This window comes from Mycobacterium sp., from assembly GCF_035653355.1.
Lineage (GTDB): Bacteria > Actinomycetota > Actinomycetes > Mycobacteriales > Mycobacteriaceae > Mycobacterium.
Window position 1 is genome coordinate 1 of record NZ_DASRBZ010000134.1, and the last position, 13,332, is coordinate 13,332.

Annotated in this window: 11 protein-coding genes; 6 read left to right on the forward strand and 5 right to left on the reverse strand. The window is 67.1% G+C overall.

The window, feature by feature from the left end; genetic code table 11:
* The coding region (locus VFA16_RS04275; protein ID WP_324966614.1) for an MBL fold metallo-hydrolase at positions 1-252 on the reverse strand (252 nt) is incomplete at its 3' end.
* 62 nt (positions 253-314) lie between these two features.
* Between VFA16_RS04275 and fgd the strand changes: the two genes are divergently transcribed.
* The 5 genes from fgd to VFA16_RS04300 are packed head-to-tail and all read left to right on the forward strand — an operon-like array spanning position 315 to position 7,383.
* The gene (gene fgd, locus VFA16_RS04280) at positions 315-1,325 is read left to right on the forward strand and encodes a glucose-6-phosphate dehydrogenase (coenzyme-F420) (RefSeq protein ID WP_324966615.1); all 1,011 of its coding nucleotides are present in this window, start codon (positions 315-317) and stop codon (positions 1,323-1,325) included.
* On the forward strand, positions 1,294-3,390 hold the full coding sequence (gene pta / locus VFA16_RS04285; protein ID WP_324966624.1) for a phosphate acetyltransferase: 2,097 nt from the start codon (positions 1,294-1,296) through the stop codon (positions 3,388-3,390). The genes fgd and pta overlap by 32 nt, the downstream gene beginning before the upstream one ends.
* Positions 3,383-4,555 carry an acetate kinase gene (locus VFA16_RS04290; RefSeq protein ID WP_324966616.1) on the forward strand — a complete coding sequence of 391 codons (1,173 nt, stop codon included), beginning with the start codon at positions 3,383-3,385 and terminating at the stop codon, positions 4,553-4,555. Before pta ends, VFA16_RS04290 begins: the two co-directional genes overlap by 8 nt.
* Positions 4,548-6,428 carry a serine/threonine-protein kinase PknD gene (locus tag VFA16_RS04295; RefSeq protein ID WP_324966617.1) on the forward strand — a complete coding sequence of 627 codons (1,881 nt, stop codon included), beginning with the start codon at positions 4,548-4,550 and terminating at the stop codon, positions 6,426-6,428. The genes VFA16_RS04290 and VFA16_RS04295 overlap by 8 nt, the downstream gene beginning before the upstream one ends.
* Before the next feature lie 58 nt (positions 6,429-6,486).
* Positions 6,487-7,383, forward strand: coding sequence for a hypothetical protein (locus VFA16_RS04300; RefSeq protein WP_324966618.1), 897 nt, complete (start codon positions 6,487-6,489; stop codon positions 7,381-7,383).
* A 112-nt stretch (positions 7,384-7,495) separates the two neighbouring features.
* Here the strand turns inward: VFA16_RS04300 and VFA16_RS04305 are convergent, their stop codons facing one another.
* Genes VFA16_RS04305 through glnX form a run of 3 tightly spaced genes read right to left on the reverse strand, consistent with a single transcriptional unit; the run spans position 7,496 to position 12,095 of the window.
* Positions 7,496-9,766 carry a serine/threonine-protein kinase PknG gene (locus tag VFA16_RS04305; RefSeq protein ID WP_324966619.1) on the reverse strand — a complete coding sequence of 757 codons (2,271 nt, stop codon included), beginning with the start codon at positions 9,764-9,766 and terminating at the stop codon, positions 7,496-7,498.
* Positions 9,766-10,749 carry a glutamate ABC transporter substrate-binding protein gene (locus tag VFA16_RS04310; RefSeq protein ID WP_324966620.1) on the reverse strand — a complete coding sequence of 328 codons (984 nt, stop codon included), beginning with the start codon at positions 10,747-10,749 and terminating at the stop codon, positions 9,766-9,768. Before VFA16_RS04310 ends, VFA16_RS04305 begins: the two co-directional genes overlap by 1 nt.
* Positions 10,749-12,095, reverse strand: a complete 1,347-nt coding sequence (glnX, locus tag VFA16_RS04315; protein WP_324966621.1) for a protein kinase G-activating protein GlnX — start codon at positions 12,093-12,095, stop codon at positions 10,749-10,751. The genes VFA16_RS04310 and glnX overlap by 1 nt, the downstream gene beginning before the upstream one ends.
* Positions 12,096-12,308: 213 nt before the next feature.
* Here glnX and VFA16_RS04320 point away from each other — a divergent pair, with 213 nt between their 5' ends.
* Positions 12,309-12,935 carry an NUDIX hydrolase gene (locus tag VFA16_RS04320; RefSeq protein ID WP_324966622.1) on the forward strand — a complete coding sequence of 209 codons (627 nt, stop codon included), beginning with the start codon at positions 12,309-12,311 and terminating at the stop codon, positions 12,933-12,935.
* Here the strand turns inward: VFA16_RS04320 and thiE are convergent.
* A partial coding sequence (thiE, locus tag VFA16_RS04325; RefSeq protein ID WP_324966623.1) for a thiamine phosphate synthase occupies positions 12,907-13,332 on the reverse strand: 426 nt, incomplete at its 5' end. The genes VFA16_RS04320 and thiE overlap by 29 nt on opposite strands.

Sequence of the window (13,332 nt, forward strand, 5' to 3'; positions counted from 1 at the left end):
GGTGCCATGCTGTTTGGCGAACCAGATTGCCGTGCCCAGGTGGTCGACGTGGGCGTGCGTCAGCAAGATCGCCCGCACGTCGCGCGGCTCGTGGCCGAGTTGGCGCAGCGAGGCCAGCACGTCGCCGCGGTCGCCGGGATAGCCCGAGTCGATCAGCATGACGCCGGTGTCGTCGCGGACGACCAGCCAGTTGACCGCTTCCCCCTGCACAAGGTGCACCGCCTCGGTGACGGCGTGGAGCACCGGTGCCATGTCCGCGAGCTTAGCCAGCAGGCGCAGCGGCTGACCCGAAGGCAGGGGAGTAGAAAAGACGGGTGGCTGAACTCAAACTCGGTTACAAGGCGTCAGCGGAACAATTCGGGCCGCGAGAGCTCGTTGAGCTCGGGGTCGCCGCCGAAGCGCACGGTATGGACAGCGCCACGGTCAGCGACCACTTCCAGCCATGGCGGCACAAGGGCGGGCACGCCCCGTTCTCGCTGTCGTGGATGACCGCGGTCGGCGAGCGCACCGAGCGCATCCAGCTGGGCACCTCGGTGCTCACCCCGACATTCCGGTACAACCCCGCCGTCGTCGCCCAGGCGTTCGCCACCATGGCCTGCCTGTATCCGGGCCGGGTTTTCCTCGGGGTGGGTACCGGGGAGGCGCTGAACGAGATCGCCACCGGCTACGAGGGCGAATGGCCGGAGTTCAAGGAGCGGTTTGCCCGGCTGCGCGAATCGGTGCGGCTCATGCGCGAACTGTGGCGCGGCGATCGGGTCGACTTCGACGGCGAGTACTACCGGCTCAAGGGCGCCTCGATCTACGACGTGCCCGAGGGCGGCGTGCCGATCTACATCGCCGCGGGCGGGCCGGCGGTGGCCAAATACGCCGGCCGGGCAGGCGACGGGTTCATCTGCACCTCCGGCAAAGGCGAGGAGCTCTACCGCGAGAAGCTGATGCCCGCCGTGCAGGAGGGCGCCAAGGCCGCCGACCGCAACCTCGACGACATCGACAAGATGATCGAGATCAAGATCTCCTACGACCCCGACCCGAAGCTGGCGCTGGAGAACACCCGGTTTTGGGCGCCGCTGTCGCTGACCGCCGAGCAGAAGCACAGCATCGACGACCCGATCGAGATGGAGAAGGCGGCCGACGAGCTGCCGATCGAGCAGGTCGCCAAGCGCTGGATCGTCGCGTCGGACCCCGACGAGGCGGTCGAGAAGGTGGGCCAATACGTCGAATGGGGCCTCAACCATTTGGTGTTCCACGCACCAGGTCACGACCAGCGCCGCTTCCTGCAGCTCTTCGAGGACGATCTGGCACCGAGGCTGCGGCGGCTGGCCTGATGTGTCTGGCATCTACATCGCCGCGCCGGAGGGAGACACCGGCAAGTCGACGATCGCGCTAGGCGTCCTGCATCGACTGACCGCCACCGTCCCGAAAGTCGGAGTGTTCCGGCCCATTGTCCGGTCGGGCTCCGACGGCGACTACATCCTCGACCTGCTGCTGTCACATGCCAGCGCCGGCCTGCCCTACGAGCGCTGTGTCGGCGTTACCTACCAGCAGCTGCACGCCGACCGCGACGCCGCGATCGCCGACATCGTCGAGCGCTACCACACGATGGCCGACCAGTGTGACGCGGTGGTGATCGTGGGCAGCGACTACACCGACATCACCAGCCCGGCTGAGCTGTCCGTCAACGCCCGCATCGCGGTCAACCTCGGCGCGCCCGTGCTGCTGGTGGTGCGGGCCAAGGGCCGCAGCTCCGACGACGTCGCGCATCTGGTCGAGGTCTGTCTGGCCGAGCTGGCCGAGCAGCACGCGCATACCGCGGCGGTGGTCGCCAACCGCTGTGAGCCCTCGCAAGTTCAGGCCGTCACCAAGGCGCTGGCCAGGTTCACCCCGCGGACCTATGTGCTGCCTGACGAGCCGCTGCTGGTGGCGCCCACGGTGGCCGATCTGCAGCATGCGGTGAACGGGAAGCTGCTGAGCGGTGATCCCGCGCTGATGGCACGCGAAGTGATGGGTGTGGTGGTCGCCGGGATGATCGCCGAGCATGTGCTGGAACGGCTTTCCGAGGCTGTCGCGGTAATTACTCCTGGAGACCGCTCGGATGTGGTGCTGGCGGTGGCCAGTGCCCATGCCGCCGAAGGGTTTCCGTCGCTGTCGTGCGTGATCCTCAACGGCGGGTTCGAGCTGCATCCGTCGATCGCGGCGTTGGTGGCCGGCCTGCGGTTGCGGCTGCCGATGATCGCCACCACGCTGGGCACGTTCGACACGGCCAGCGCCGTGGCGTCGGCGCGCGGCCGCGTCACGGTGGAATCGCAGCGCAAGATCGACACCGCGCTGGCGCTGGTCGAACGTCACGTCGACGTGTCGGACTTGTTGGCACAGCTGGCCATTCCGATCCCGACGGTGACCACGCCGCAGATGTTCACCTACCAGCTGAGAGAGTGGGCGCGCGCGGATCGGAAGCACATTGTGTTGCCTGAAGGCGACGATGACCGCATCCTTAAAGCCGCTGGCCGCCTGCTGCAGCGCGGCGTGGCTCGGCTGACCATCCTGGGCGACGAGAGCCAAATCCGTTCGCGAGCAGCCGAACTCGGCGCCGACCTCGATGACGCCGCGGTCATCGATCCGGGCAGCAGCGAGTTGTGCGACCAGTTTGCCGCCCAATACGCGCAATTACGCAAGGGTAGAGGCGTCACCGTGGAGCACGCGCGCGAGATTATGTGCGACGTGTCGTATTTCGGCACCATGATGGTCTACAACGGGCTCGTCGACGGCATGGTGTCGGGTGCCGCGCATACCACCGCGCACACCGTGCGCCCGGCGTTCGAAATCATCCGCACCGCACCCGGTGTCTCCACGGTGTCCAGTATTTTCCTCATGTGCCTACCCGACCGAGTGCTGGCATACGGCGACTGCGCGATCGTTCCCGACCCGACACCCGAGCAGCTCGCCGATATCGCGATCAGCTCCGCCCGCACCGCCGCGCAGTTCGGCATCGAGCCGCGGGTGGCCATGCTGTCGTATTCCACCGGCGAATCCGGCGCCGGTGCTGACGTCGACAAGGTCAGGACCGCCACGCAATTGGTACGAAGCCGGGCGCCGCAGCTGCTGGTCGAGGGACCGATCCAATACGACGCCGCGGTGGACCCGTCGGTAGCGGCCACCAAGATGCGCGACTCGGCGGTCGCCGGCCGGGCGACCGTGCTGATCTTTCCCGACCTCAACACGGGCAACAACACCTACAAGGCGGTCCAGCGCAGCGCTGGTGCGATCGCCATCGGCCCAGTGCTGCAGGGGCTGAACAAGCCCGTCAACGACCTGTCCCGTGGTGCGCTGATCGAAGACATCGTCAACACCGTCGCCATCACCGCGATCCAAGCCCAGGGTCGCCATGACTGAGCCCGTCGTGCTGGTGATCAACTCCGGTTCATCGTCGCTGAAATACCGACTGGTCGAACCTGATTCAGGCAAGTCGCGGATAGACGGCATCGTCGAGCAGATCGGGGAGCGGTCGTCGCCGGTCGCCGACCATGACGCGGCGCTCCGCTTGGCGTTCGAGCGGTTCGCGCAGGCCGGTATTGACTTGGACAACTCCGGTCTTGTCGCCGTGGGCCATCGGGTGGTGCACGGGGGAACGACTTTCTACCGTCCCACCGTCATCGACGAAGCTTTGATCGCCAAGGTGAAGGAGTTGGCGGCGCTGGCGCCGCTGCACAACCCGCCCGCGGTGCAAGGGATTGAAGTGGCGCGCAGGATGCTGCCCGGCGTGCCGCATGTCGCGGTGTTCGACACCGCGTTTTTCCACGACTTGCCGGCGGCGGCTGCGACGTATGCCATCGACCGGGAGGTGGCGCAGCGCTGGCAGATCCGGCGCTACGGATTTCACGGCACGTCGCACCAGTACGTCAGCGAGCAGGCCGCGGTTTTCCTGGGCAGGCCGCTGGATGATCTGAATCAGATTGTGCTGCATCTGGGTAACGGCTCATCGGCGTCGGCCATCAGCGGTGGTCGCCCGGTCGAAACGTCGATGGGCCTGACCCCGATGGAGGGCCTGGTGATGGGCACCCGCAGCGGTGACATCGACCCCGGCATTATCAGCTACCTGTGCCGGTCTGCGAAAATGGACGTCGACGAGGTCGAGTCGATGCTCAACAATCGATCCGGGGTGCTGGGCATCGCGGGCGAACAGGATTTCCGGCGGCTGCGTGACATGATCGAATCCGGCTGTGAAACAGACAGGGCCACAGCACGATTGGCCTACGATGTGTTCATCCACCGGCTGCGCAAATACATCGGTGCCTACCTTGCAGTGCTGGGCCGCACCCACGTGCTGACGTTCACCGCCGGCATCGGCGAAAACGCCGCGGAGGTGCGCCGCGACGCGCTTGCTGGGATGGCGGGCCTCGGCATCGAACTCGACGAGCACCGCAATGCCGCCGCGGCCACCGGGGCGCGGCGGATTTCAGCAGACGGCTCGCCCGTCACCGTGCTGGTGATCCCGACCAACGAAGAACTGGCCATCGCCCGGGACTGCGTCCAAGCGATCGGGTTAGGCGATGGCTGACCAGCCCGACGACGGGCGAGTCGGAACGCGGTTCGGGCGTTACCAGATTCGGGCGCTGCTTACCCAGAGCGGCGTGGGTCAGCTCTACGAGGCCCTCGACACCGCCAACAACCGCGCGGTCGCGCTCATCCTGCTACCGCCCAGCGCAGATCGCCAGCGCTTCCTAACGGAGTTGCCGGTCGTCGCGCGCACCACGGATCCGCATCTCCCGCCGGTCCATGATTGGGGCGAGATCGATGGCGTGTGCTACGTCACGACAGCGTTGACACCCGGTGAGACACTGCGATCGTTGCTGTCCACATTCGGGCCGATGAGCCCGCAGCGGGCGGTGGCGATCATCGAACAGGTCGCCGCGGCGCTAGATGCCGCCCGTGCCCATCGGTTGATCCACCGGGATGTCCGGCCGGAGAACATCGTTGTCACCGACGACGACACCGCGTACCTGCTCGGCTTCGGCGTCGCCGACCCGGAGCTGAGCGCACCGCGTCCGACAGCGGGCTCGTATGCGTACACCGCGCCGGAGCGGTTCGACAACGCGCCGCCCAGCACCCGCGCCGATGTGTATTCGCTGGCCTGCGTGCTGACCGAACTGCTGACCGGCGACCGCCCGTACCCAGCCGCATCGACAGTGGGCCAAGTAATCAAAGCCCACTTGACGGCAGCACCGCCCAAGCCGAGTCTGCTTCGCCCGCAAGGGATTCCGCGCCGCTTCGACGCGGTGATCGCGCGCGGCATGGCGAAGAATCCGCAGCACCGGTATGCGACCGCCGGTGACCTTGCACATGCGGCTCGCGAGGCGCTGTCGGCCCAAGCGGTTGCCGACCACCCCACGATGGTTGGCCGGGCCAGCGACCTCGCCGCGGTGGCCGCCAAACGACGGCCCCCGCAACGGGTTTCGCAGCCCGCTCCCGAGCCGGACTCGTACCCGGATCCTCACCCGGACTTCTACTCCGAGTCCTACCCCGACGAGGTCGCCGAGCCGGCGTCGCAGCGCTCGAAGCTGCTGACGCTGGCCCTCGCCGTGGTGGTGGTACTGGTGCTCACCGCGGCCGGCATCGTCGTGTGGCGACTCGCCGCCACTCACGGCCAACCACCTGGGTCGACAAAAGCGGCACCCACGGCGTATCGGGCCACCATTTTGCCGTTCACCGGGCTGACCGGGCCGGAGGGAGTGGCGGTGGATTCGGTCGGCAGCGTCTACGTGACCAACATCGAAAACGATCGGGTGGTAAAGCTTCCGCCTGACTCCACCAAGCAGACCGTGCTGCCGTTCGTCAACCTCAAGGAGCCGTACGGCTTGGCGGTGGACAAGGACGGCGGCGTCTACGTCGGCGACACCGACAACGACCGGGTGGTGAAACTGGCCGCGGGATCGGCCAGCCAAACCGTGCTCCCCTTCAGCGATCTGAAGCGCCCTGAGGGATTGGCGGTGGGCAAAGACGGCAACGTCTACGTCGTCGACACCGGAAACGACAGGGTGGTGCAACTGGCCGCGGGCTCGACCACCCAGACGGTGCTGCCGTTCAACGACCTCGAACGCCCCAAGGGTGTGGCGGTAGACAAGGACGGCAGCGTCTACGTCGCCGACACCGGCAACAACCGGGTGCTGAAGCTGGCACCAGGATCCACCAGCCAGACCGTGCTGCCGTTCACCGGCCTTCGAGATCCATCCGGTTTAGCGGTGGACGAGTCGAACAGCCTCTATGTCACCGACGGCAGTCGGGTGGTGAGGTTGAACGCGGGCGCAACCAAGCAGGTCCTGCTGCCGGTTCCCCAGCTCAACTACACCCACGGTGTGGCGGTGGACGGGTCGGGCAACATCTACGTCAGCGACTACGGAAACGACCAGGTGGTCAAGCTGGTCGCAAGCTGACCCGGGTCCTGTGGATAAGTGATACGCGGGCTAGCGTCGGCGTGCCATCCTTCCCGGGATGCGTGCGTCGGACGAGCCGTTCATCGGCCGTGAAGCGTTGGTATCCGGAGTCTTGAACCGTCACCAACTGAGGTCTCGATACCGAGCTGTGTTTCCAAATGTCTACTTGGCCAAGCACATTCAACTATCATTTGAAAAGCGGGTGATCGCGGCGTGGCTGTGGTCGCATCGTGAAGCAACGATTGCTGGAGCGGCAGCCGCAGCCTTACACGGCGTCAGCTGGATCGACGATGTTCCCGTCGAGTTGGTCCATAGCAACGCTCGCACGCCAGCGGGTGTGGTGACGCACCGCGACACACTGCTCGATGGAGAGGTCCAGACGATTGCTGGCCGCAGGGTCACCACGCCCGAACGCACCGCCTTCGACATCGGACGGCGTCGGAGTCTCCGCTCGGCGGTTGCGCAGCTGGACTCGCTCGCGCGCGTGACAGGTCTCAACCTCGCGGACGTTGTGCGGATATCCGAGTGTCACCGCGGCGCACGCGGACTACGTCAGTTGGAGACGGCGCTTGAGCTGGTTGATCCGGGTGCACAGTCGCCGAGGGAGAGCTACCTGCGGCTGCTGCTCATCGAAGCCGGACTTCCGCGGCCACAAACCCAGATCCCCGTCGTCGACGCCGACGGGGTTGCAATGGCCTATCTCGACTTAGGTTGGCAGGAGCACATGGTCGCGGTCGAATACGACGGCGACCACCATCGGACTGATCGAGGGCAGTATGTCAAGGACATTCGGCGGCTAGAAATGCTTGAGCGGATGGGTTGGCTCATCATCCGCGTAGTCGCGGAGGACCGCCCCGCCGACATCGTGCGTCGGGTACGGCAGGCGTTAGAACTTCGCTCCCGAACGTTCGCTGATGGCGTTCAGTGTGCGGCGAGGGCGTCGATTGTGCGTTGACGGCGTTCAGTGTGCGGCGACGGCGAGAATCCAGCCGGTTTTCCGCCCTGGACGCACACTCGACAGGCGAAACGCCCTGGACGCACACTCGACAGGCGAACTACCCGACACCTCAGAACGTACTGGTGGGGCGCACGCGATTGGCCATGTCGACCAAGGTGTAGCGGTGGGCCTGGGTGGGCGCCGCCCGCGCCAGGGCGCGTAGCGACGCCTCGACCCCAAGGCGCAAACCGTGTCGGGTGAATGGGTAGCCCAGGATGTGGTTGGTGCTGGCCTCGTGGCTTTCCAGCCAGTCCATCGCCGTGCCCAGCACCAGGGCGCGGATTTGCAGCACGCGGGGTTCGGTGGGCGGCAACGCCTCCACCCGCCGGGCCGCGTCGCGAATCTCCTCCTCGGTAATCTCCTTCTGCGATCGACCCGACAACAGCGTCACCGCGCTGGTCAACCGCGCCGTGGTGAAATGCCTTGAGGTAGCGGGCACTTCGTCGAGGGTGCGCACCGCACCCGCCCGGTCGCCGGTCGCCGAGAGCGCTCGGGCCAGACCGAACGCCGCCGAGATCACTCCGTCGTCGGTCTGCCACACCGTCCGGTAGAACTTCTCCCCGTCGGGGTTGCCGGCGAGTTCATGGGTGGCCGCCAGCGCCATCTTGGGGGCCAGCTCGCCGGGGAAGGTGTCGAGCACCTCGGTGAAATGCTTGATGGCCGAGTCGTAGTCGCCGGTCAACAGCTCCGACACCGCGCGATACCACACCAGCCGCCAGCGCCAGCCGACACGTTCGGCGAGGTCGTCGAGTTTGCGGGTGGCGTTGCCGACGTCGCCGAGGTCGAGCAGCGCGCGCACCTCCATCAGCGGCAGCTCGACCGACTCCGACAGGTCGATGCCCTCGGCGTCCAGCGAGCCGTGCCGGAAAGCGCGCAGCGAATCGAGGGTCTGCACCGGCTGGGAAAGCACGGTGGCCTGCATCAGCGGCGCGGCCACGTCGGCCGGGTCGACCAGCGGCACCTGCAGCGCGGTGACGATCTCCTTGGCCGTGAGCTTCTCCGAATGCACCTGGCCGTCCAGATACACGTCGGTGTGGGCGACCAGCAGGTCGACCCCGAACGTCGAACGCGAGCGGGAAAAGATCGTCGATAACCCCGGCCGCGGCACCCCGGTGTCCTGGGCAACCACCTCGCGCAGCACACCCATCAGCTGCCCGGACATCTCCTCGGCGCTGCTAAACCGCCGCCGCGGATCGGGGTCGATCGCCCGGCGCAGCAACCGGCAGAACGAGTCGTACTTCTCCAGCACCGGGTCGTCGTCGGGCAGTCCCTCGACGTAGCGGCCGTTGCGGGTGCGCAGGTTCAACGTCAACGCCGCCAACGTGCGTCCGACCGTGTAGATGTCGGTGGCCACGGTCGGGCCGGTCCGCACGATCTCCGGCGCCTGGTAGCCGGGGGTGCCGTAGAGGTAGCCGAACGAGTTGATCCGCGACACCGCGCCGAGGTCGATCAGCTTGAGTTGCTCCTCGGTGAGCATGATGTTCTCGGGCTTGAGGTCGTTGTACACCAAGCCGATGGAATGCAAATAGCCCAGGGCAGGAAGGATTTCGAAGATGTAGGCGATAGCTTCGGCGACCGCGAGTTTGTCGCCCTTGCGTCGTTTGAGCGATTGTCCGCCGACGTACTCCATCACGATGTAGCCGACGGGATTCCCATGCCGGTCCGGGTGCTCGACGAAGTTGAAGATCTGCACGATCGACGGGTGCACCACTTCGGCCAGGAACTGTCGTTCGGCCATGGCGATCTTTTGCGCCTCGGCGTCGCCGGAATGCACCAGGCCTTTGAGCACCACCGGACGGTCGTTGACGTTCTTGTCGAACGCCAGATACACCCAGCCCAGCCCGCCGTGGGCGATGCACCCCTTGACCTCGTACTGGCCAGCGATGATATCGCCCGGGTTCAGTTGCGGCAGAAAGGAATACGGGCTGCCGCAGTACGGGCACCAACCCTCCGAGGGCGCCTCGCCGTCCGGGCCGGATCGGCCCACCGGCCGGCCGCAGTTCCAGCAGAACCGCCGAGACTCCGGCACCACCGGATCTGTCATCAGCGCTTCGAGCGGATCGGTGTAGGGCACTCGCGGCACCTCCACCAGGCCACCGCCCAGCTTTCGCACCGGCGGCACCGTGCGCGTCGCGGTGGTGGGCAGCCGTTCCTGCGGCTCGGTCTCGACGGTGCGCTCCGATGTGCGCTCCGAGTCGTCGAAATCCGGACGGAAGATGGCCTGGGTGGACATCGCACGCCGCACCGAGGCCGAGTCGGCGAGCACGTCCGCCGGCTGGGTGCCCGGGCCCTCGTCGGGGAGGCGCTGCTCCTCGCGTTCGCTGTCCATCGGCTCGTCCATCAGTCCACATACCTCGCGGCAGGCGGCGCCGGCGCCGGGCCCAAAACCGTTAACCACTTGCGGTACAACGTGTTCCATGTGCCGTCGCGGCGGATGCGTTCCAGCGTGCCGTTGACGAAACGGACCAGCCCGGTGTTGTTCAAGTTGATCCCGATGCCGTACGGCTGGGTGTCCATGTTCGGGCCGACGATGTGCAGGTAGGGATCTTGCGACACCAGCCCGGCCAGTATCGAGTCGTCGGTGCTGACGGCATCGACCTGCCGCTGCTGCAGCGTTACCAGGCAGTCAGCCCAGTTCACTACGGACACGATGATCGGCGGCGGGGCGATCTCGCGGATCCGTCGCAGCGACGTGGTGCCCTTGGCCACGCAGACCCGCTTGCCGGGCAAGTCCGACGACTTGACGATCGCCGAGTCGCGCGGCGCCAGGATGCGCTGGTAGGCGTCGAGGTAGACGGTGGAGAAGTTCACCAGCTTTCGCCGCTCGCAGGTGATCGTCATGGTCTTGACGACGATGTCGACCAGCGACTTCTGCAGTGCGGTAATGCGTTCGTCCGACGACAGGATCCGGTACTCGACGGCGGTCGGGGTGCCGAAGATGTCGCGCGCCACCTCGCCGGCGATGTCGACGTCGAAGCCGGTGATCTCGCCGGTGATGGGATCGCGGAAGCTGAACAGGTTGCTGCCGATGTCGAGCCCGACGACCAGCCGGCCGCGGGCGCGGATGCCGTCCACCGCGGCGTCGGCCTCCTCCTTGGTGGGGAAGGGCCGCAGGCTGGCGGTCGGATCGCAGTCCTCCAGCGAGTTCTTCGGCGGGCGCGGCGGCTGCGGCGGCAACTCTTGCATACCGGCCGGCGTGGGCGGCGGCAGTGTCGGCACCGACATCGCCACCGGCGGCGCGGGGTGAGCGCAGCCGGCCAGCACCATCCCGGCGGCAAGCGCCGCTGCCAGGGCCGTCCACCGGATCTTGGGCACGGGCGTCATCACCGGTACTCGTTCAGCCGTGGCCACAGACCCAGCGCGACCGCGATCGCAGCGCTCAGGCTGAGGACCACGCCGCCCACTGTGGCGCCGGACAGCCCGCGGCGCGCATTGAGGATGTCGGTGCGCAGCTGGTCGCGGCTCTGCTCCATGGTCTTGCCCAGCGCCTCGTCGAGTTTGTCGAACGCCGGGGTGGAGTCGTCTTCGCCATGGCCTAACGCCACCTCGGTGGCCGCCCGATAGTTGCCGACCGCAATGTAGGTGTTGATCCGGTCGTTGGCCTGCCGCCAGCGGGCCAGCAGCTGGTCGGCGCCTTGCAGATCGGTTTTGTCCACGGCGTCGGGGCGCGACAGGTACTCCTCGAGTTGCTGATGCATGCTGTCGATGCGCTGATAGAACGACTGTTTGCGAACATCTTCGTCGCCACGGCGGATCAGCGACAGCGTCTCGTCGGCGCGCGCTTGCTGGGCCGTGATCGACAGGTTCGTGATCGTCTTAAGTGATTCTGCCGCAGTGTTTTTCGCATTGCGGCTGCCTGTGGTGGAAATTGTCAGCGCCGTCCCCACCCAAATCACCATAACGAGAATGGCCAGCGCACCCGCGACCAGACCCGGGTTGATCCGCCGTTTGGTCCGCCGGGCCAGCCAGCGGTGTGAGTACGCGCCGAACACCACGGTGGTGGCCACGACGAGGATCACTGGGGCCGGAATCTGGGTCGACGCCGTGGTTTCGCTGTCCACCCGCGCCGAGGTCGCCTGGTATAGACACTGCGCGTCGGGCAGGATCGTCGACTGCATCAGCGCCGAGGCCTCCGACAGGTACGACGCGCCGACTGGGTTACCCGCCCGGTTGTTGGTGCGCGCGATCTCGATCAGCCCGGTGTAGACGCTCAGTTCGGCGTTGATGCGGCCCAGCAACAGCACCGCCGACTCGCCGCGGTCACAGTTGCCCAGCGGTTCGTCGGTCAGCCCGCTGGACGCCCGAGTCACCGCTACCGCGGCGTCGGTGATGGCCTGCTCATAGCGCTGCCGCACGGTGCGTGGCTCGGCTTGGGCGATGAACGCGGTCGCGGCTGCCGCATCGGCCACCGACAGCGTTGTGTAGAGCTGGCCGGCGGCGTAGGCCAGCGGCTCGGTGTGGTTGAGCACCGTAGACAACGCCTGCTGGCGGTGGTTGATGGTCGTCGAGGTGGCAAACGCGGTGGCGCCGCCCAGCGCCGCCAAGATGATGCCGATGGTCAGGATGCGGCCCGGTGTGGTCGAGATAAACCACCAACGGGGGTGGGCCGGTTCAGTCGGCGACCGCGACCCTAACGGCTCGGTCGACGGGTGCGCCAACTCAACGGTCACGTCTGTTCCGACCTCATCATCTTTTGGCCGATCCCCCAAAATTAACCGAAACGAACTATATAAGCGAAGTCTAAGAGCCCAAGTCGCTGACGGTGTGCCTTGCCGATACTTGTGTCCACAGGCCCGACGGCGTCGCGGGCTCGAGCCGAATGCGTGGCTCCTCCTCGGGCCGCGCCACGGCCCGCATCGTCGCCGGGCGAATATCCTGACTCCGTGCGCGGCGACGGTGACGGATGGGTGATTTCCGACAGCGGCGCCCGCTACTGGGGCCGCTACGGTGCGGCCGGTCTATTGTTGCGCGCGCCGCGCCCCGACGGCACACCGGCCGTGCTGCTGCAGCATCGAGCCTGGTGGAGTCATCAGGGCGGCACGTGGGGCCTGCCCGGTGGCGCCCGCGACAGCCATGAGACGCCCGAGCAGACCGCAGTCCGCGAAGCCTCCGAGGAGGCGGGCCTGCCCGCCGAGCGCGTCGCAGTGCGTGGGGCGGTGGTCACGGCTGAGGTTTTCGGCGCCAGCGGTGCTCAATGGACCTACACCACGGTCGTCGCTGACGCCGACGAATTGCTCTACACCACCCCGAATGGCGAAAGCGCGGAGTTGCGCTGGGTTGCTGAAGACGAGGTGGCCGACCTGCCGCTGCATCCGGGGTTCGCCGCCAGCTGGCACCGGCTGCGTACGGCGACCGTGCCGCTGCCCGCCAGCGACGAGCGCCGAGTGCAGCTGCCGTGCACGGTGGAGGTCGAACCAGGCGTCTTCGTCTGGTGCATGCCGGGCTCGCCGGAGCAGGAGCCCTCGCAGCTGAGTGACCGGATCAGCGCGCTGCTGCAAGCGCTGAACTGAGCTGTCGAGCCGCCGCCTCCGGGTCGTCGGCTGCGGTGATCGCCCGCACCACCACCACCCGCTGGGCACCGGCGTCGAGCACCTGCGGCAGCCGCTCGGCGTCGATGCCGCCGATCGCGAACCACGGCTTCTCGCCGGCCCGTTCGGCGGCGGCCCGCACTAGCTGCAGGCCCGGCGCCGGTCGGCCGGGCTTTGTCGGGGTGGGCCAGCACGGGCCGACGCAGAAGTAGTCGACGTCGTCGGCGACCGCACCGGCGACCTGGTCGACGCCGTGGGTGGAGCGGCCGATCACTGTGCCCGGCCGCACGATCTCCCGCGCGATTTCCAGCGGCAGGTCGCGCTGACCCAGGTGCAGCACGTCGGCGCCGGCGGCCCGGGCGATGTCGGCGCGGTCGTT

Coding starts and splice junctions, on each gene's coding strand:
- VFA16_RS04290 (WP_324966616.1), top strand. CDS start 3,383: ATGACTGAGCCCGTCGTGCTGGTGATCAACTCCGGTTCATCGTCGCTG.
- VFA16_RS04295 (WP_324966617.1), top strand. CDS start 4,548: ATGGCTGACCAGCCCGACGACGGGCGAGTCGGAACGCGGTTCGGGCGT.
- VFA16_RS04300 (WP_324966618.1), top strand. CDS start 6,487: ATGCGTGCGTCGGACGAGCCGTTCATCGGCCGTGAAGCGTTGGTATCC.
- VFA16_RS04305 (WP_324966619.1), bottom strand. CDS start 9,766: ATGGACGAGCCGATGGACAGCGAACGCGAGGAGCAGCGCCTCCCCGAC.
- VFA16_RS04310 (WP_324966620.1), bottom strand. CDS start 10,749: ATGACGCCCGTGCCCAAGATCCGGTGGACGGCCCTGGCAGCGGCGCTT.